Below are 19,277 nucleotides of genomic sequence, written 5' to 3'. Positions count from 1 at the left end.
ACGACCGGCCGGACCCATTGGTCAATCCGCACAACTCCGTACGTAATGACCGGTCCGCGGTCTGCGCCCTTGTCGCAGGCGGCGGACCGTGCTGCTCTCAGCCGTTAGTGTGGGGCCCCGTCCGAGACGCACCAACGCCCCTACGGGGCGATCCCCGGCCGGAGGGCCCGTTACCTCAATGTCCCCCACCACAGCCGCGTTCGTTTCCGCCACCGCCCCCGAGTTTCCGCGGCACGTCGTGACCGCGGTACTCGTCTCCCACGACGGTGCGCGCTGGCTGCCAGACGCCCTCGCCGGGCTGCTCGGTCAGGAACGCCCCGTACAGAACGTCGTCGCGGCCGACACCGGCAGCGCCGACGACTCCGCCCGGCTGCTCACCGAGTCGCTCGGCGACGAACGCGTCCTGCATCTCGCGCGCCGCTCCGGCTTCGGTACGGCCGTCGACGAGGCGGTCCGCTCCGCCGGTGTGCTCACACCCGAGGACCTGCCGTATCTGAAGCGGCCGAGCGGCTGGGACCCGGTGAACCGGGCCTGGCGCGACGACACCTACGACATGCCGGAACTGCCGCACGGCGAACCGGTGCAGTGGCTGTGGCTCCTCCACGACGACTGCGCGCCCGACCCCACCGCCCTCGCCGAGCTGCTGCGCGTCGCCGACTCCGACGAGTACGCCGCCGTCGTCGGCCCCAAACTGCGCGGCTGGTACGACCGCAAGCAGCTCCTCGAAGTCGGCGTCTCCATCGCCAACAGCGGACGCCGCTGGACCGGGCTCGACCGGCGCGAACAAGACCAGGGCCAGCACGACCAGGTCCGTACCGTCCTCTCCGTCTCCAGCGCGGGCATGCTCATCCGCCGCGACGTCTGGGAGGAACTCGGCGGCTTCGACCGCAGACTGCCGCTGATGCGCGACGACGTCGATCTGTGCTGGCGCGCGCACGCCGCCGGCCACCGCGTGCTCGTCGCTCCCGACGCCGTCCTGCGGCACGCCGAAGCGGCCGCCCGCGAGCGCCGTACGGTCGACTGCGCCGGCCGCTCCGTCGTCAACCCGCACCGGGTCGACAAGGCCGGCGCCGTCTACACCATGCTCGTCAACACGCGAGCCGCCGCCGTCCCGTACGTACTGCTCCGTCTCGTCGTCGGAACACTGCTGCGCACCCTCGCCTATCTGGTCGGCAAGGCGCCGGGCCAGGCCGTCGACGAGGTCATGGGACTCTCCGGCACGCTGCTCCGTCCCGGCAGGATCATCAGTGCCCGGCGGCACCGCGGCAAGGGAGTCGTCGAGGCGGCCGAGCTGCGTCCGCTCTTCCCGCCGCCCGGCGCGACGGTGCGGGCCACCTTCGAGCAGATCGCCGGCAGCCTCGGCGACTCCGACTCCGAAGCGGGCGGCTCACGCCACGGCGCCGTCGAGTCGGGACCGGGCGGCGACGACGCCGACTTCCTGGAGATCGAACAGTTCGCCAGGGTGAAGAAGCTCGCGCACAAGCCGGGCCCCGTACTCTTCGCGATCCTGCTGGTCGTCTCGCTCATCGCCTGCCGCGGACTGCTCGGCGGCGGCGCGCTCGCGGGCGGCGCACTGCTGCCCGCGCCCGCGGACGTCTCCGACCTGTGGTCCCGGTACGCCGACGGCTGGCATCCCATCGGTACGGGCGGCACCCAGACCGCGCCCGCCTATCTCGCCGTACTCGCCGCGCTCTCCGCGCTGTTCCTCGGCTCCACCGGCTTCGCGCTGACCCTGCTGCTCGTCTGCTCGGTGCCGCTCGCCGGAGTCACGGCCTACTTCGCCTCCCGGCCTCTCACCGAGTCCCGGCCGCTGCGGGCCTGGGCGAGCATCGCCTACGCCTTCCTGCCCGCCGCGACCGGCGCGCTGGCCACCGGCCGGCTCGGCACGGCCGTGCTGGCCATCCTGCTGCCGCTGATCGCCCGGGCCGGCGTCGCCGCGTACGGACTGCGCGGCGAGGCCCGCGGTAGCTGGCGAGCCACCTGGGCGTACGCCTTCCTGCTGACTTTCGCGATGGCCTTCACACCCGTCGTATGGCCGATGGCGCTGCTGGTCGGCCTCGGTGTCCTGGCGCTGCGCCGTGACGACATAGCCGCGTACGGCCTCCGTGTCCTCGCCGCGCTCGGCACACCGGTGCTGCTGCTGGCGCCGTGGTCGCTCTCGCTCCTGACCAGCCCGTCCGCCTTTCTTCGCGAGGCGGGCCTGGAGTTCGGCACCGGATCGGCCTCCGCACTCGATCTGCTCGGCATGAGCCCCGGCGGACCGAGGACCGCGGGCGGCATCCTGCTGATCGGCGTCGTCCTCGCCGCACTGGCCGCACTGCTCCGCGGCGAGCGGCAGTTCGCCGTACGCGCCGCCTGGGCCGTCGCCGTTGTCGCGCTCGTCTTCGCCGTACTGACCAACAACTCCGGCTGGGCCGGTCCCGCCACCCTCGTCTACGGACTCGCGCTGATCGCGGCCGCCGTGGTCGGCGCGGAAGGCGCCCGGGAGCGGGTCGCCGCGCAGAGCTTCGGCTGGCGCCAGCCGGTCGCCGCGCTCATCGCCGCCGCGTCGGTCTGCGCACCGCTGCTCGCCGCCTGCGGCTGGATGATCAGCGGAGCGGCGGGCCCGCTGGAGCGCCGCGACCCGGTCCAGGTCCCGGCCTTCGTCGCCGAGGAGAGCATCACCCGCGACCAGCCCCGCACCCTGGTCCTCGGCGGCACCTCCGCCGGTGAGGTCTCGTACGTCCTGGTACGCGGCTCTGGCGGGCGGCTCGGTGACGCCGAACTGACCGAGGCCGGCGGAAGCGACGCGCGGCTCGACAAGGTCGTCGCGAACCTGGTCGCCGGATCCGGTGCGGACCAGACCGAGGAACTCAGCGGGTTCGCGGTCCGCTACGTGCTGGTACGGGACGGAGCGCCGCGGCAGATGAGCCGCGTCCTCGACGCCACTCCGGGCCTGAGCCGGCTGAGCCAGCTTGACGGCAGCGCGCTGTGGCGCGTGGACCGCCAGATCTCGCGCGCCACGATCGTCGACGGCAAGGGCGCGGGCGAACCGCTGGCCGTCGCGTCCTCACCGGTCGAGGCACACACGAAGATCCCGGCGGGCGCCGCCGGGCGGGTGCTGAGGATCGCGGACCGGGCCGCCGAGGGCTGGCAGGCCACGCTCGACGGACAGGTGCTGACGAAGAAGACGGTCGACGGCTGGGCCCAGGGCTTCGAGCTGCCGGCCGAGGGCGGCCGGCTGGACCTCACCTACGAGGACCCGCTCACGCACACCGCGTGGATCTGGCTCCAGGGAGCGCTCGCCGTCGTCCTGCTGGTGCTCGCGCTGCCGGGCCGCCGCCGCGAGATCGACGACGATCTGCCCGACGAGGACCTGGAGATTCCGGCGCAGCCGGTGGAGGGCGAGGGCCGCCGGGCCCGCAGGCTGCGGGCGGCGGCGGAGGCCGAGGCGGGACCGGACGCGGAGCCGGGGACCAGCGAGTCCGAGACGGGCGACTACGAGACGGGACAGCAGCAGGCCGTCCCGCCGGTGCCCGCGGGCGCTCCCGCGCCTGACCCGTACGGCCAGGACGGCCAGGACGCCCGGCAGGCGCCGTACGCGGCGGTGCCGCAGCAGCCGGCGTACGGCGAATGGGACGGCGGCGCGTACACGGGCGCGGAATACGCCCAGGCCCAGCAGCCGAACGAGCCGTACGCGAATGAGCAGTACCAGCACGACCAGTACCAGCACGAGCAGTACCAGGACGGGCAGTACGGCGAAGGCCAGTACCAGCAGCAGTATCAGCAGTACCAGGCCGATCCGTATCAGGAAGGCCAGGGGCAGTACGACCCGTCGGTGTACGACCCGTACGGCTACGGACAGCAGCAGCCCTACGCCGACGACCCCGAGAACGAGCGGCGTCAGCGTCCCGACGGGAGCAACCAGTGAACCGTACGACCCTCTCCCTCCTCGCGGCCGCCACCGCACTCGCCGCCGTCACCGGATTCGCGGCGCTCACCGCGCCGGACGGTACGGACACGGCGTCGGCCCAGGCGCCGGCGCGGTTGCCGGTGGAGCGCAGCAGTCTTCTCTGCCCGGCGCCGAGCGTCTCGGAGATCGCGGAGACGACGTACACCTCGTTCACGCCGGCCGGCGGCACCGGCGGTGGTGCCGCGACCGGCACGGCGGAACTGCGGGAGTCCACCGTCACGCTGGCCGACCCGTCCGGCACTGACGACAAGGCCGACGACAAGAGCGACGACAGCGCCGATGACAAGGACAGCGCCGACACCGCCGAGGACAAGGACAGCGCCGACGACAAGGCCGGCAAGAAGGACGACCCGAAGAAGGACGCGGCTCAGGACAAGGCGTTCATCGCTCTGAAGGAGCCCGGCAAACCGGTCGCGGCCGAGGCGAGCGGCGCCGAGGCACCGGCTCTCGTCGGCGTCGCCACCGGCCGGTTCGCGCCGGGCTGGACCACTCAGCAGACCACCACCGTCGCCGTGGGCGGCGCGCGCGGCCTGCTCGGCACGGCCTGCGCCGCGCCCGACACCGACTTCTGGTTCCCGGGAGCCGACACGGAGAAGACGCGGCAGGACTACGTCCATCTCACCAACCCGGACGACACCGCCGCCGTCGCCGACATCGAGCTGTACGGGAAGGACGGCGCGCTCAAGGCTGAGGTGGGCGAGGGCGTTCCGGTGCCTCCTCGGTCCAGCGTCCCGGTGCTGCTCTCCACTCTGACCACCGACGCCGCGGCCGATGTGACCGTCCATGTCACCACCCGTACCGGCCGGGTGGGCGCCGTGGTGCGCGCCGCCGACGACACGGCGGGCAGCGACTGGCTGGCCGCCTCCGCCGATCCCTCGGGCCGTGTGGTGCTGCCGGGTATCCCGGCGGACGCGACCGATGTCCGGGTGGTGGCGTTCGCGCCCGGCGACGACGACGCCGATCTGAAGGTGCAGCTCGCGGGGGCCGACGGCACGATCACTCCGGCCGGCCACGAGACCCTGCACGTCAAGTCACGCATGACCGCGTCCCTCGACCTCGCGGACGTCACCAAGGGCGAGGCGGGTTCGCTCGTGCTCAGCCCGGCCGACGGCGGACGCGCGACCCCGGTCGTCGCGGCGCTGCGCGTGGTGCGCGGCAAGGGCGACAAGCAGGAGATCGCGTTCATCCCGGCGACGGGCCCGATCGCGGCACGGGCCACCGCGGCCGACAACCGCGCCAAGGGATCGACGCTTTCGCTGACGGCGCCGGGCGCGGCCGCGAAGGTCAAGGTCACGGCTTCGGCGGGCACCGAGGCGGGAGAGCCGGTCGTGAAGACGTACACCGTCAAGGCCGGTACGACCCTGGCCGTGACCCCGCCGGTGCCGGCGGGCCTGAAGGGCTCGTACGCGCTGACGGTCGAGCCGGAGTCGGGCGGTCCGGTGTACGCGGCGCGCACGCTGGCGCTGCCCGAGGACGGCGTCCCGATGTTCACCGTGCAGACGCTGCCGGACGACCGGGGAACGGTGTCCGTGCCGAAGGCCAGGGAGGATCTCTCGATCCTCGGCGCCCGCGACTAAGGGCTGTCCCGTACAGAAGGACCCCGGCCCGGTCGGCGGACGGCCGGGGTCCTACTCCTGTCCGTACCGCGGATCGACGGATTCCGGCGCCAGGCCGAGCAATTCCGCGACCTGCTCGACAACGATCTCGTGCACCAGCATCGCCCGGTCGTCGCGGCTCTTGGTGCGGATCTCCACGGGCCTGCGATAGACGATGATGCGCGCGGGATGCTCCTTGCCCGCCGGGACCGAACTGCCGAGCGGCACGGACTCGTCCTGTGCGGTGGGCACGTCCAAGACCAGGAACTCGACCTCCGCGAGCTGAGGCCAGCGCCGCTCCAGCCGGTCCACGGAGTCCGCGACGAGATCGCGGAACGTCTCGGAACGGCTGGCCGAAAGTGGCACCTGGGGCGGAGCGACGGGCCCGCGCATACCGCGGCCGTGCCGGTCGCGGCGGCGCGGCCGGGGTTCGGCCGGGCGGGGCGGTACAGGACTGTCCATCACTGACGCAGCGTAGCCCTCCCGGGGAGCGGGCGATCGCGGCTGCCGGCCCCTCGGACGGCATGTCGCATATTGAACATTCAGGCCAAGCTTGGGCTCGATTCCATACGCCCTCGCGATCACCGATCTCGCCTTCCTTGACGGGATTTGTCCCAAGTGATGACCGCGTCACGGGCTGTCGTTGACCTGTCACACCACCTTTCATGCAGGTCAGACCGGTTGCTTCCAGCCAAGTTGGGTGGGATGCCATGGCGCGACACGGTGGGGTGACCTGGTGGAGAGTCGTCGCGGCCCGCTCAAGAGTGCGGTACCGTCCAACATCGTGAGCCCTGTACGTCGCTGTTCGCGCACCGCGTGCGGCCGCCCTGCTGTCGCGACACTGACGTACGTCTATGCCGACTCGACCGCGGTCCTCGGCCCGCTCGCCACCTACGCCGAGCCTCACTGCTACGACCTGTGTGCGGAACACAGCGAGCGGCTGACCGCTCCGCGCGGCTGGGAGGTCGTCCGTCTGACGGACGGCTCGGCTCCCGCACGCCCGAGTGGTGACGATCTTGAGGCACTGGCCAACGCCGTACGTGAAGCCGCCCGCCCTCAGGAGCGCGCCGCCGGCGGCGGTGTCGCCGGCAACACCGGTAACAAGGGGACCCGAGGAGTGGATCCGACCGAGGCCGGGCGCCGGGGGCATCTGCGGGTGCTGCGCTCTCCCGAGTCGTGATACGCCGACGCCGGGCCGCCAGATCCTGAGCCGCCGGCCCTGATCCCGCGCCACTGATCCGCGCTTCCGGCCGGGCCGGTCACGTTCGTGGCGCGCGCGGCCGTCCGTCTCTTCGCCGTCGCTTCCGGTCCCTGTCTCCTCCGGAATTTCTCCGGCGCCGCTCTCTTTGACGAGGTTTTCCGGTACGGATCCTGTGTCGGGCATTGACCTGCGCTTGGCGCGGACACGACCATTCCCCCACCTGTGAGAGATCAGTTTCCGTATCGCGGAATCCGGAGGACTGTCGTGTTCGTACAGCAACTGGAACCCGTCGCCGACTCGCTCGCCCTCTCCGCCCTTGTCGCCGCCTTACCACTGGCCGCCGTGCTGATCCTGCTCGGCGCCGTCCGGATGAAAGCCCACCTCGCGGGGCTCATCGGCCTCACGGTCGCCGTGCTGGTCGGCTGGCTCGTATTCGGCATGCCCTTCGGCCAGACCCTCTCGGCCGGTGCGCAAGGCGTGCTCTTCGGCCTCTTCCCGATCATGTGGATCGTCGTCAACGCCCTCTGGGTGTACCGGATGACGGTCCGTACCCACCATTTCGACATCCTGCGCCGCTCCTTCGGACGCCTCTCCGACGATCCTCGTATCCAGGCGCTGGTCATAGCCTTCTGCTTCGGCGCGCTGCTTGAGGCGCTCGCCGGTTTCGGGGCGCCGGTCGCCATCTGTTCGGTGATGCTGGTGGCGCTCGGCTTCGACCCGGTCAAGGCCGCCGTGGTCTCCCTCGTCGCCAACACCGCGCCGGTCGCCTTCGGTGCCATGGGCACACCGGTGGTGACACTGGCTCAGGTCACCGGGCTGCCGCTGGACACGGTCGCCGCGGTCGTCGGCCGGCAGACACCGCTGCTCGCGCTCGTCGTACCGCTGGTGCTGGTCTGGCTGGTCGACGGGCGGCGCGGACTGCGCGAGACCTGGGTGCCCGCGCTGGCGTGCGGAGTCGCCTTCGCCGTCGCGCAGTTCGCCGCCTCGAACTACGTCTCCGCGCAACTCGCTGACATCGGGGCCGCGCTGGTGGGCGCGGCGGCGCTGGTGGCGGTTCCCTCGGCGCGCCGTCCCGCGGCGGAACCGGTGCGCGCGGCGGTGCTCACGGGCGCCCGGAGCGAGGACCTGGACCAGGTGGACCCGCGCCGCGAAGTGGTGCGCGCCTACGCGCCGTACGCGCTGATCGTGGTCGTCTTCTCCGTCGCGCAACTCCCGCCGGTCAAGGACCTGCTGGCCAAGGCGACGCGCAGCTTCGACTGGCCCTTCCTCGATGTCGCGGACTCGAAGGGCGAGCCGGTCGGCGCGAACATCTTCTCTCTGCCACTGGTCGCCACGGGCGGCACGCTCGTCCTGCTCGCGGGCCTGCTCACGGCTGTGGTGATCGGTGTGCGCGCGGGCGACGCGGCGCGGGAGTGGGCGGCGACCGTCTACGAACTGCGGTACGCCATCCTCACCGTCACCTCGGTGCTGGCCCTCGCGTATGTGATGAATCTGTCCGGACAGGCGGGCACCATTGGACACTTCGTCGCGGCGGCGGGCGCCGGACTGGCGTTCCTCTCGCCGATTCTGGGCTGGTTCGGGGTCGCGGTCTCGGGCTCGGACACCTCGGCCAACGCCCTTTTCGGCGCACTCCAGGTGACGGCGGCACAGCAGTCCGGCCTCTCGCCGGAGCTGCTGGCGGCGGCGAACAGTTCCGGCGGAGTGCTCGGCAAGATGATCTCTCCGCAGAATCTGACGATCGCGTGCGCTGCGGTCGGTCTCGCGGGGAAGGAGGGAGATCTGCTGCGCAAGGTGCTGCCGTGGAGTCTCGGGCTGCTGCTGGTGATGTGTCTGATCGTGCTGGGACAGAGCACGTCGGTGCTGGGCTGGATGCTTCCGTGACTGCGAGCGGGTAACCGTGCGGGTAGTTTGAAGTGTCCGCAGTGACAGAAACCTCTGGAGGGTTGGCCGTGGCCGATTTGTCGCAGATCGTGAAGGCGTACGACGTGCGAGGGGTGTACCCGGACCAGCTCGACGACGGACTCGCGGAGCTTTTCGGCGCCGCCTTCGTCGAGGTCACGGGCGCCGAGGCGATCGTCGTCGGCCATGACATGCGGCCCTCCTCACCCGGACTGGCGTCGAGCTTCGCGCGGGGCGCCGTCTCGCGCGGAGCGGACGCCACGATCATCGGGCTGTGCTCCACCGACCAGCTCTACTACGCGTCGGGCAGCATGGATCTGCCGGGCGCGATGTTCACGGCGTCGCACAACCCGGCCCGTTACAACGGCATCAAGATGTGCCGGGCCGGGGCGGCGCCGGTGGGCCAGGACACGGGCCTGGCGGAGATCCGCGCGCTGGTCGAAGGCTGGCTGGCGCAAGGCGCTCCGGCGTCGGTGACCAGGCCCGGACACCTCACGGAGCGCGACACGCTGGCGGATTACGCCGCGTATCTGCGGTCGCTGGTCGACATCTCACGGATCCGCCGGCTGAAGGTCGTCGTGGACGCGGGCAACGGCATGGGCGGGCACACCGTCCCGACGGTGCTCGGTGGCCTGCCGCTGGACGTGGTGCCGATGTACTTCGAGCTGGACGGTACGTTCCCGAACCACGAGGCCAACCCGCTCGACCCGAAGAACATCGTGGACCTCCAGGCCCGTGTCCGGGCCGAGGGCGCCGACCTGGGGCTGGCCTTCGACGGTGACGCGGACCGCTGCTTCGTCGTCGACGAGCGCGGCGAGGGTGTCTCGCCGTCGGCGATCACCGCGCTGGTGGCCGCGCGCGAGCTGGCCAAGCACCCGGGCGGCACGGTCATCCACAACCTGATCACCTCCTGGTCCGTGCCCGAAGTCGTCAGAGAACAGGGCGGCACTCCGGTGCGCACCCGGGTCGGCCACTCCTTCATCAAGCAGGAGATGGCGACCACGGGCGCGGTGTTCGGCGGTGAGCACTCCGCGCACTACTACTTCCGCGACTTCTGGAACGCCGATACGGGCATGCTGGCGGCGCTCCATGTCCTGGCGGCGCTCGGCGGCCAGGACGGCCCGCTCTCCGAGCTCGTCTCCTCGTACGACCGCTATGCCGCCTCCGGAGAGATCAACTCCACCGTCGACGACCAGACGGCCCGGATGACCGCCGTCCACGAGGCGTTCGCGAAGCGGGACGGCGTGACGATCGACGAACTCGACGGGCTGACGGTGACATCGGCGGACTGGTGGTTCAACGTCCGTCCGTCCAACACGGAGCCGCTGCTGCGGCTGAATGTGGAGGCGCGGGACGAGACGACGATGGCGAAGGTGCGGGACGAGGCGCTGGCGCTGATCCGCGCCTGAGTCCGGAGGACGGGAGTACGAGGGACCTGAGCACGGGTGCCTGAGCACGGGTGCCTCAGTACGGGTGCCCTCAGTACGGGTGCCTCAGTATGGGCGCCTCAGTACGGGTGAGGAGGCGCGGGCCCGCGCGACGGCGTCGGCCCGTGCCTCTTCCGCGCTCCGGGCCGCCGTGCCCGCGGTCCGGCCTCCGCGGTCCGGCCTCCGCGGTCCGGCCCCGCGTCCGTCATCCCGGAATGAGCCCCGGCCCTTTGCCCGGCGGTAGGCTGACGTGGCCCGATCCGCCTGTTCGAAGGGACACCACCCTTATGCCGCTCGAAGCCGGTCTCCTGGAGATCCTCGCCTGCCCGGCCTGCCACGCGCCGCTCAGCGACCGCACCGCGGCCGAGACTCCTGAGCTGATCTGCACCGCCGAGGACTGCGGTCTGGCCTATCCGGTACGGGACGACATCCCGGTTCTCCTTGTCGACGAGGCACGCCGCCCCGCGTAACCAGCCAGGCGTGCCGCTCCGCTCCCGTCAGCCGGTCCGGCCCGCCAGTCCACGTAAGCCCCGCTCTGGCACCGCCACAGCGACCGGCGATCGGAGGCCCATCCACATGCTCGACGAGTCGCTGCTCGACGCGCCCGACGCGCTGGCCCAGGCCGACCGCGGTGGTCTCCTCCGTGGCGTCGCCGAGGCCGGAGCGCGTGTGCGCACCGCCCTGCGGAACACCGCCGAGGCCGGAGTCGCCGCGCTCAGCCCCGAAGGCCGTCCTCGCGCCGTACTGATCGCGGGATCCGGCGCCGCCGCGGCCGGTGTCGCCGATCTCGTCGCGGCCCTGGCCGGTGGAGCCGCGCCCGTGACCCGGCTCCGCCCCACCGGCGTCGCGCCGGCCGCGGGCGCGCTGCGCTGGACACTCCCGGGCTGGGCCGGATCCGTGGATCTGCTCCTGATCGTCACCACCGAGGGCAGCGAACCCGGCCTCGCGCTCCTCGCCGAGCAGGCGTACCGCCGCGGCTGCACGGTCGTCGCCGTCGCTCCGCGGCGCTCTCAGCTGAGCGAGGCGGTCGACGGTACGCACGGCCTGGTCGTCCCGATGGCGACGACACCGCACGAGCAGTACGAGGACAAGGGAACGCTGGCGGCCGGTCCCGGCGCTCTGTGGTCCCTGCTGGTCCCGCTGCTCGCGCTCCTCGACCGGGTCGGGCTGCTCACCGCGCCGGCGGAGAGCCTCCAGCTCGTCGCCGACCGGCTCGACCGCGTGGCCGAACGCTGCGGCCCGGCCGTCGCCACGTACAGCAACCCGGCCAAGACCCTCGCCGCCGAACTCGCCGACAGCCTGCCGCTGATCTGGACCGAGGGCACGGCGGCCGCGCCGGCGGGCCGCCGCTTCGCCGCCGTACTGGCCGAACTGACCGGCCGACCCGCTCTCGCCGCCGAACTCCCGGAAGCCATCACGGCCCACGGTTCGCTGCTCGCCGGGAACTTCGCGGGCGGCGGCACCGAACCGGATGACTTCTTCCGCGACCGGGTCGAGGAACGCCAGGCCCTGCGCGCCCGTATCGTCCTGCTCCGCGACCGTCCCGCCGGCGGTCTGACCGCCGCTCCCGCCGCCCGCGAACTCGCCCTCGGCCATGACACGGCCATCAGCGAACTGGAGCCGGAAGCGGGCAGCGAACTCGAAGCACTGGCCGAGCTCATCGCCGTCACCGACTTCGCCACCGTCTACCTGGCTCTCGCCGGGGGCGCACCCGTATGACACGGACCTGGCGCCGCCGGCACGTCATCGATCCACCACGTCACTGATCACCACGTACAAGGAAGCCCATCCATGGACCGCCTCTCCAACACCGTGCGCCCCTATGCCTGGGGCTCCACGACCGCCATCCCGGAGCTGCTCGGCGTCGCCCCGACCGGCGAGCCCCAGGCCGAGATGTGGATGGGCGCCCATCCGGGAGCACCGTCCCGCCTCGACCGCGGCGCGGGGGAGCAGCCGCTCTCCGCCGTCATCGACGCCGACCCCGAGACGGAACTGGGCGCGGCGGCGGCGCTGAAGTTCGGCCCACGCCTGCCGTTCCTCCTCAAGCTCCTCGCCGCCGGTTCACCGCTCTCCCTCCAGGTCCATCCCGACCTCGCGCAGGCACGGGAGGGGTACGCGGACGAGGAGCGCCGCGGCGTCCCGATCGACGCGCCGGACCGCAACTACAAGGACGCCAACCACAAGCCCGAACTGATATGCGCGCTCACGCCCTTCGACGGACTCTGCGGTTTCCGCGCACCCGGCGAGGCCGCGGAGCTCCTCGCGCGGCTGGACGTCGACTCGCTCAAGCCGTACGTCGACCTGCTCCACGCCCATCCCGAAGAGGCCGCGCTGCGTGAGGTCCTGACCGCGGTCCTGGCCGCCGATCCGGACGAGATGGCCGCGACCGTCACCGAGACCGCCGCGGCCGCCGAACGTCTCGGCGGCGACTACACGCCGTACGTGTCGATCGCCCGCCACTATCCCGGCGACCCCGGCGTGATCGCCGCCATGCTGCTCAACTACGTACAACTGCGTCCCGGCGAGGCGCTCTTCCTCGGCGCCGGTGTTCCGCACGCCTATCTCAACGGCCTTGGCGTCGAGATCATGGCCAACTCGGACAACGTCCTGCGCTGCGGCCTCACTCCCAAGCACGTGGACGTCCCCGAACTGCTCCGTATCGTCCGCTTCGAGGCGAGCGAGCCGGACGTCCTGCGGCCCGAGGCGTCCAGCTCCGGCGAGGAGCTCTACGACACTCCCATCGACGAATTCCGGCTGTCCCGCTATGTCCTGACACCGGACGCGGCCGTACGCGACCTCACGGCCGCCACGCCGCAGATCCTGCTCTGCACGGCCGGGGCGCCGTCCGCGAACGACCTCGCGCTCACTCCCGGTACCTCCGTCTTCGTACCGGCGGGCGAGAAAGCCGAACTGTCAGGTGTCGGCACGGTTTTCCGGGCAACAGTGGTGGTCTGACCAACTGGCCTCGCCGGGCGGCTGCAACAATGTGCCGCCGTAGCGCGGCGCCAGGGCCGCGGCACCGAAGAAGGGACATCAACGCACCCATGAGCGCGTCAGGCGGAACCAAGGCGATCGTGGCGGCGCTCGGCGCCAACCTCGCGATCGCGGCAGCCAAGTTCGTGGCGTTCCTCTTCAGCGGTTCGTCGTCCATGCTCGCGGAGAGCGTCCACTCCCTCGCCGACTCCGGCAACCAGGGACTGCTGCTCCTCGGCGGCAAGAAGGCACAGCGCGAGGCCACTCCGCAGCATCCCTTCGGCTACGGGCGTGAGCGCTACATCTACGCCTTCCTCGTCTCCATCGTGCTCTTCTCGGTGGGTGGCATGTTCGCCATCTACGAGGGCTACGAGAAGGTCATGCACCCGCACGAGATCGAGGCCTGGTACTGGCCGGTCGGGGTGCTCATCTTCGCGATCATCGCGGAGTCGTTCTCCTTCCGTACCGCCATCAAGGAGTCCAACGTCACGCGCGGCCAGCTTTCCTGGACGGACTTCGTCCGCCGCGCCAAGGCTCCGGAGCTTCCCGTCGTGCTCCTGGAGGACTTCGCCGCGCTGATCGGTCTCGTGCTCGCGCTCTGCGGTGTGGGTGTGTCGCTGGCCACCGGTGACGGCGTCTGGGACGGCGTCGGCACGCTCTGCATCGGTGTCCTCCTCATCGTGATCGCGCTGGTCCTGGCGGCCGAGACGAAGTCCCTGCTCCTCGGCGAGTCCGCGGGGACGGAGGACGTGGAGAAGATCAAGGCCGCGCTCGTCGACGGCGATGTGGTGACGGACATCATCCATATGCGTACGCTCCACCTCGGCCCCGACGAACTGCTGGTCGCCGCCAAGATCGCGGTCCAGCACGACGACACGGCCGCCGAGGTCGCGCATGCCATCAACGCCGCCGAGTCGCGGATCCGCGAGGCGGTTCCGATCGCCCGTGTGATCTACCTGGAGCCGGACATCTACAGCGAGCGGGCAGCGGCGCAGGACCCGGCCGCCGCCGAGAACCCGGACGGTCCGACTCCGGATCCCGCCCACTGACACCGGCGCTCCACCGTCGCTCCGGCCACCGGTGCCGGTGGCCGGAGCGACGCCGGTTCGACAGCGGCGCGTCCTGAAACGCACGACAACGGCCGCCCGGACCTTCCCTCGTCCCGTATCCCTTCCTCATTCGGCTGTGGGCCGCCGGGCCGGTCGGTGTAGATTCGTCCGGAGAGCCAGACGTCGCTGCTGATGGCGGTCGGGCGGTCCGCCCTCGCGGACCGGCCGAGGGAGAGAGGGCCTCCGACGGACTGCGCCGCGAGCGCCCGGGCATTCGTATGCCCTCCGCCGCAGAGCCAGCCGTACGTACCCACCCTCGACCCCTTTACGAGGAGCAGCTCGTTATGACGACTGTCGCCAACCGACAGGACTTCAAGGTCGCCGATCTCTCGCTCGCCGAGTTCGGCCGCAAGGAGATCACCCTCGCCGAGCACGAGATGCCCGGCCTGATGTCGATCCGCGCGGAGTACGCCGCGGCGCAGCCGCTCGCGGGCGCCCGCGTCACCGGCTCCCTGCACATGACCGTGCAGACCGCGGTCCTCATCGAGACCCTGGCCGCGCTCGGCGCCGAGGTCCGCTGGGCGTCCTGCAACATCTTCTCCACCCAGGACCACGCCGCTGCCGCCATCGCCGTCGGCCCCAACGGCACTCCGGAAAACCCTCAGGGCATCCCCGTCTTCGCCTGGAAGGGCGAGACGCTGGAGGAGTACTGGTGGTGCACGGAGCAGGCGCTGACCTGGCCGAACACGCCCACCGGCGGCCCCAACATGATCCTGGACGACGGCGGTGACGCCACGCTCCTGGTCCACAAGGGTGTCGAGTTCGAGAAGGCCGGCGAGGCCCCCGACCCGGCCACCGCCGACAGCGAGGAGTTCGGCTACATCCTCCGTCTGCTGAACCGCACCCTCTCCGAGAACCCGCAGAAGTGGACCCGTCTGGCGTCCGAGATCCGCGGTGTCACCGAAGAGACCACCACCGGTGTCCACCGTCTGTACGAGATGCACCGCGACGGCACCCTCCTCTTCCCGGCGATCAACGTCAATGACGCTGTCACCAAGTCCAAGTTCGACAACAAGTACGGCTGCCGCCACTCCCTGATCGACGGCATCAACCGCGCCACCGACGTCCTGATCGGCGGCAAGGTCGCGGTCGTCTTCGGCTACGGCGACGTCGGCAAGGGCTGTGCCGAGTCCCTGCGCGGTCAGGGCGCCCGCGTGATCATCACCGAGATCGACCCGATCTGCGCGCTCCAGGCGGCGATGGACGGCTACCAGGTCTCCACGCTCGACGACGTCGTCTCCATCGCTGACATCTTCGTCACCACGACCGGCAACAAGGACATCATCATGGCCGCGGACATGGCCAAGATGAAGCACCAGGCGATCGTCGGCAACATCGGCCACTTCGACAACGAGATCGACATGGCCGGCCTTGCGAAGATCGACGGCATCGTCAAGGACGAGGTCAAGCCGCAGGTCCACACCTGGACGTTCCCCGACGGAAAGACGATCATCGTCCTCTCCGAGGGCCGCCTGCTGAACCTGGGCAACGCGACCGGCCACCCGTCCTTCGTGATGTCCAACTCGTTCGCGGACCAGACGCTGGCCCAGATCGAGCTGTTCACCAAGCCGGAGGAGTACCCGACGGAGGTCTACGTGCTTCCCAAGCACCTGGACGAGAAGGTCGCTCGCCTCCACCTCGACGCGCTCGGTGTGAAGCTCACGACTCTCCGCCCGGAGCAGGCCGCCTACATCGGCGTCGATGTCGCGGGCCCGTACAAGCCCGACCACTACCGCTACTGAGCCACGTCGCCGAAGGGCTGACGGCCCGACGGATCACTGACGCGCCCTCATAGACAGGTACCGGCGGTACCGGACAGGCCCCCGCACCCCCGTGTCGGGGGCCTGTCCCGTGGGCGGCGACCGTAGTGGCCGCTCCGGCTCATCCGGGGCCCGCACACCGCGCCGACTCTCCTCCAGCGCCCCGCGGCCAGGTCCGCTCGCGCCCGTGCCGCTCGCGCCCGTCCGATACGGGCCGTGTCAGTCGGCGAGCACTCGAAAGACTCGAAGGACCCCATGCCCCGCGGCCGCTATTCGCTCCATGATCCGCATGATCACACCCCTCTCGGTGACGAACACTTCCACTGCGCGCCAGGCCCCTCCGGCTGGCGCTATGTCTCCCAGACCACCACTCCCTCCGGCGACCACGCCGGCTCCGTCGATCTGGCCCTCGACGAACTCGGCCGCCCCATCCGCCTTGAACTCCACGCCGCGAGCTGGCAGATCCGAGGCGCCGCCATCGACGGCGTCACCTGGGTCCGCACCGACCCGTCCGGCGTCCACGCCACCGAAGGCAATGTCCGCGCCCACGCCTTCACCGGCACCTCTCCCGCTTTCCTGGTCGCGACGGCCCGGCTCCTGCGGCTGACCCCCGGCTCTCCCTCGACGCGCGTACGCCTTGTCGCCTTCACAGACCCGGTCCTGGCACCTCGCACGCTCGACCAGTCGTGGGCCTTGCTGAAGAGTGAAGCGCACGCCACTGACAATGGGCCTCTGACAGTGGACGAGTACCAGGTCAGCGCCCTGGACACCGGCGAACAGCACACCGTCCACCTCGCCGGCGACGTGGTGCTCTCGGCTCCGGGCATCGAACTGGAAGACCTGGAAACACCGCCCTCCGTCCTGCCGTGACCGGACAGGACGTAGGCGCCTACGCCGGCGGGGCGAAGCCGGTGGCAGGCGGCGATCCGGCATCCGGAGCCCGGCCCGGTGCCGGCTCCGCCGCGTGCCGCCGTACCGCGGCCGGTTCCGTCCCGGCACCGGCCGCGCGCGCCGCCGTCCCGGCCGTCGGCGGCGCGAACGCGGGAGCCGGGTAGGCGGCGGCACCGGCCGGACCGGGAGCGGCGGCTCCGAAGGTCCGCCTCGCGTCCCGCGTCTGCCGCTCGTTGACCACGGCCGCCAGATACGCGGCCGGAGACACTCCCTGCGGCGCCGGCGTTCCCGTACACGCCGCCAGATCGCCGGCCAGCCGCTCGGCCATCGACCGGCCCACCGGCGCGTCGAGCTGCTCCATTCGCGTCAGGTACTGGCGTATCGCGAGCCACAGATCATCCGGCACGGCGGAGAGATCCAGCTCCGCGAAGCGTCCGACGAGCCACGGCGGCGGAGGTGGAACCGTCGCCAGACGCACGGCCGGCACCCGCTCCCGTACGACGAGAGTTCCCGCGAAGACATCGCCGATCCGCCGCCCTCGCGCGGACACCAGCGAAGCGATACAGGCGATGACCCCGAACGACAACAGGACCTCCACCACTGCCATCGCCCCGCGCACCAGCGCGTGCCGGAACCGGATGGGCCCGCCGTCGTCCCTGACGACCCGCAGTCCGCAGGCCAGCTTGCCCAGCGAGCGTCCGTGGCTGAGCGTCTCCACCGCGATCGGCAGACCCACCAGCACGAGCAGGAACGTCGCTATGGCCAGCGCCATGGCCGCGGCGTCGTCCAGCGCGCCCGTCGCCAGGACAATCCCGAACGACACCAGAAAGTAGGCCGCCCAGGCCACCACGAGGTCGATCGCCAGCGCCAGCGCCCGGCTCGGCAGTTTCGCCGGGCGGAGCCCCAGCACGACCGCATCGCCCGTTACGAGCTCATCCACCGATGCCCACCCCTCGCCAACCTTCCCTGCCCCTGGAAGCCTCAGTCTGCCAAGCTGACCCGCAGCGCGCCGCGGTAGTACGGACCGTACGCACCAAGTGCCTGGAGCAGCAGCCGACCATGGATCTCGATGTCTTTGTGGCAGCCCACCGCGACGAGTGGGACCGTCTGGATCATCTCCTGCGCCGGAGTCGCCGCCTCAGCGGTTACGAGGCCGACGAACTCGTCGCCCTGTACCAGCTCACGGCCACCCATCTCTCCCTGGTCCAGTCCAGCGCGCCCGATCCCACGCTCACCACACGCCTCACCCAGCTCGTGGCCCGTGCCCGTGCCACTGTCACCGGCACCCGCCGCGCCACCTGGCGCGACGCCGCGCGCTTTCTGACCGCCGGTTTTCCGGCGGCCGTCTACCGTTCCCGGCACTGGTGGGTCCCGACCGCACTCCTGAGCACGCTTCTCGCGGCGGCCATCGGATGGTGGATCGGAGCCCATCCCGAGGTCCAGGCGGCGATCGCCGCTCCTGAGGAACTGCGGCAGATGACACGGCCCGGCGGTGAATACGAGACGTATTACTCCAGCCATCCCGCGGCGTCCTTCGCGGCTCAGGTCTGGACGAACAACGCTCAGGCGGCCGCCATGTGCCTGGTCCTGGGCGCGTTCCTCTGCCTGCCGGTGATCTGGATCCTCTTCACCAATGTGCTCAATCTGGGCGTTGGCATCGGTCTGATGTCGTCGGCCGGCCGCCTCGACACCTTCCTGGGCCTGATCCTTCCGCACGGTCTGCTCGAACTCACCGCGGTCTTCGTGGCGGCCGGCACGGGCCTCCGCCTCGGCTGGACGTTGATCGACCCGGGTCCGTACAGCCGCCGGTCCGCACTGGCCCGACAGGGCCGCGCCGCGGTCGGCATGGCCATCGGTCTTGCCCTGGTGCTCTTCGTGTCAGGCGTGATCGAAGGCTTCGTGACGCCGTCCGGCCTGCCTACATGGGCCCGAATCGCCATTGGTGTCGCCGCTGAGGCGGCGTTCCTGGCGTACGTCTACGTCCTCGGCGGGCGAGCGGCCCGTGTCGGCGAGACGGGAGACGTGGAGGCCACGGACCGGAGCGCCGAACTGCCCGTCGCCGCCTGATGTGCGCATCCCGTCCCTGAGCTGTTAGTCTCCTCTTCGCCTCACCAAACCGTTGACACGGTCTGTGTGGGGAGGTAGATTAGAACGGTTGCCTCGAAGTTGGACAAGCTTCGAGTGCGGTGGTACAAATCTACGCGGCTCCCGACGGAAATTGAATTTCCGTGGAGTCCAGCGACTCGACTCTTGGATGAGTGAAGGCCGATGTGATCGGCCTGAATGTTTCTCTGATAAAGTCGGGTCCGCCGAAAGGCAAAAGGCCAATCCAAAGGCCACCGGAATTCAAGCGGCAAGAACAGCCAAATGAATCTGGTAGAGTCGGAATCGCTGGAAAGGGAAACGCGAAAGCGGGAACCGGGAAGGCGGCCCCGCCGGCCGGGGAAATCGGATACGAAAGCATCTGATA

Annotated in this window: 15 protein-coding genes; 12 read left to right on the top strand and 3 right to left on the bottom strand. The window is 70.8% G+C overall.

The annotated features are described in order from the left end of the window. Window positions 1-178 precede the first annotated feature (178 nt). Both PV679_RS29825 and PV679_RS29820 read left to right on the top strand, forming a co-directional pair. Complete coding sequence (locus PV679_RS29825; RefSeq protein WP_319683680.1) at window positions 179-3,910, top strand: glycosyltransferase; 3,732 nt, start codon at window positions 179-181, stop codon at window positions 3,908-3,910. Continuing rightward, window positions 3,907-5,529, top strand: a complete 1,623-nt coding sequence (locus PV679_RS29820) for a DUF5719 family protein (RefSeq protein ID WP_319683679.1) — start codon at window positions 3,907-3,909, stop codon at window positions 5,527-5,529. The genes PV679_RS29825 and PV679_RS29820 overlap by 4 nt, the downstream gene beginning before the upstream one ends. 51 nt (window positions 5,530-5,580) lie before the next feature. Here PV679_RS29820 and PV679_RS29815 read toward each other — a convergent pair whose 3' ends face one another. Beyond that, window positions 5,581-6,009, bottom strand: coding sequence for a metallopeptidase family protein (locus PV679_RS29815; protein ID WP_319683677.1), 429 nt, complete (start codon window positions 6,007-6,009; stop codon window positions 5,581-5,583). 274 nt (window positions 6,010-6,283) lie between these two features. Here PV679_RS29815 and PV679_RS29810 point away from each other — a divergent pair, with 274 nt between their 5' ends. The 9 genes from PV679_RS29810 (at window position 6,284) to PV679_RS29770 (ending at window position 16,786) form a co-directional block, all read left to right on the top strand. Then, window positions 6,284-6,727 carry a DUF3499 domain-containing protein gene (locus tag PV679_RS29810; RefSeq protein ID WP_319683676.1) on the top strand — a complete coding sequence of 148 codons (444 nt, stop codon included), beginning with the start codon at window positions 6,284-6,286 and terminating at the stop codon, window positions 6,725-6,727. A gap of 285 nt (window positions 6,728-7,012) precedes the next feature. Further along, window positions 7,013-8,629, top strand: a complete 1,617-nt coding sequence (locus tag PV679_RS29805) for an L-lactate permease (protein WP_319683674.1) — start codon at window positions 7,013-7,015, stop codon at window positions 8,627-8,629. Between the two features lie 68 nt (window positions 8,630-8,697). Continuing rightward, window positions 8,698-10,056, top strand: a complete 1,359-nt coding sequence (locus PV679_RS29800) for a phosphomannomutase/phosphoglucomutase (protein WP_319683672.1) — start codon at window positions 8,698-8,700, stop codon at window positions 10,054-10,056. A gap of 305 nt (window positions 10,057-10,361) precedes the next feature. Then, window positions 10,362-10,544, top strand: a complete 183-nt coding sequence (locus tag PV679_RS29795; RefSeq protein ID WP_319683671.1) for a Trm112 family protein — start codon at window positions 10,362-10,364, stop codon at window positions 10,542-10,544. 106 nt (window positions 10,545-10,650) lie between these two features. After that, window positions 10,651-11,793, top strand: coding sequence for an SIS domain-containing protein (locus PV679_RS29790; protein ID WP_319683669.1), 1,143 nt, complete (start codon window positions 10,651-10,653; stop codon window positions 11,791-11,793). Between the two features lie 72 nt (window positions 11,794-11,865). After that, window positions 11,866-13,029 carry a mannose-6-phosphate isomerase, class I gene (manA, locus tag PV679_RS29785; protein ID WP_319683668.1) on the top strand — a complete coding sequence of 388 codons (1,164 nt, stop codon included), beginning with the start codon at window positions 11,866-11,868 and terminating at the stop codon, window positions 13,027-13,029. 89 nt (window positions 13,030-13,118) lie between these two features. After that, window positions 13,119-14,096 carry a cation diffusion facilitator family transporter gene (locus PV679_RS29780; RefSeq protein WP_319683667.1) on the top strand — a complete coding sequence of 326 codons (978 nt, stop codon included), beginning with the start codon at window positions 13,119-13,121 and terminating at the stop codon, window positions 14,094-14,096. Window positions 14,097-14,440: 344 nt separating this feature from the next. Further along, window positions 14,441-15,898: an adenosylhomocysteinase gene (ahcY, locus tag PV679_RS29775; RefSeq protein WP_319683666.1), complete on the top strand. Its 1,458-nt coding sequence runs from the start codon at window positions 14,441-14,443 to the stop codon at window positions 15,896-15,898. A gap of 273 nt (window positions 15,899-16,171) precedes the next feature. Beyond that, window positions 16,172-16,786 carry a hypothetical protein gene (locus PV679_RS29770; RefSeq protein WP_319683665.1) on the top strand — a complete coding sequence of 205 codons (615 nt, stop codon included), beginning with the start codon at window positions 16,172-16,174 and terminating at the stop codon, window positions 16,784-16,786. A 19-nt stretch (window positions 16,787-16,805) separates the two neighbouring features. Here the strand turns inward: PV679_RS29770 and PV679_RS29765 are convergent, their stop codons facing one another. Continuing rightward, window positions 16,806-17,747: an RDD family protein gene (locus PV679_RS29765; protein WP_319683663.1), complete on the bottom strand. Its 942-nt coding sequence runs from the start codon at window positions 17,745-17,747 to the stop codon at window positions 16,806-16,808. A 119-nt stretch (window positions 17,748-17,866) separates the two neighbouring features. Between PV679_RS29765 and PV679_RS29760 the strand changes: the two genes are divergently transcribed. Continuing rightward, window positions 17,867-18,874 carry a stage II sporulation protein M gene (locus PV679_RS29760; RefSeq protein ID WP_319683725.1) on the top strand — a complete coding sequence of 336 codons (1,008 nt, stop codon included), beginning with the start codon at window positions 17,867-17,869 and terminating at the stop codon, window positions 18,872-18,874. A 130-nt stretch (window positions 18,875-19,004) separates the two neighbouring features. Here the strand turns inward: PV679_RS29760 and PV679_RS29755 are convergent. Then, window positions 19,005-19,277, bottom strand: a 273-nt coding sequence (locus tag PV679_RS29755; RefSeq protein WP_319683661.1) for a hypothetical protein, incomplete at its 5' end; no start/stop codon positions are given.

It is taken from the genome of Streptomyces sp. AK02-01A (assembly GCF_033795305.1).
In the GTDB taxonomy this organism is placed as follows: Bacteria; Actinomycetota; Actinomycetes; order Streptomycetales; family Streptomycetaceae; genus Streptomyces.
The sequence above is the reverse complement of the archived record's forward strand: the minus strand, read 5'-3'. Positions and strand labels throughout refer to the sequence as shown.

Coding starts and splice junctions, on each gene's coding strand:
- PV679_RS29815 (WP_319683677.1), bottom strand. CDS start 6,009: ATGGACAGTCCTGTACCGCCCCGCCCGGCCGAACCCCGGCCGCGCCGC.
- PV679_RS29760 (WP_319683725.1), top strand. CDS start 17,867: ATGGATCTCGATGTCTTTGTGGCAGCCCACCGCGACGAGTGGGACCGT.
- PV679_RS29825 (WP_319683680.1), top strand. CDS start 179: ATGTCCCCCACCACAGCCGCGTTCGTTTCCGCCACCGCCCCCGAGTTT.
- PV679_RS29790 (WP_319683669.1), top strand. CDS start 10,651: ATGCTCGACGAGTCGCTGCTCGACGCGCCCGACGCGCTGGCCCAGGCC.
- PV679_RS29780 (WP_319683667.1), top strand. CDS start 13,119: ATGAGCGCGTCAGGCGGAACCAAGGCGATCGTGGCGGCGCTCGGCGCC.
- ahcY (WP_319683666.1), top strand. CDS start 14,441: ATGACGACTGTCGCCAACCGACAGGACTTCAAGGTCGCCGATCTCTCG.
- PV679_RS29795 (WP_319683671.1), top strand. CDS start 10,362: ATGCCGCTCGAAGCCGGTCTCCTGGAGATCCTCGCCTGCCCGGCCTGC.
- manA (WP_319683668.1), top strand. CDS start 11,866: ATGGACCGCCTCTCCAACACCGTGCGCCCCTATGCCTGGGGCTCCACG.
- PV679_RS29770 (WP_319683665.1), top strand. CDS start 16,172: ATGCCCCGCGGCCGCTATTCGCTCCATGATCCGCATGATCACACCCCT.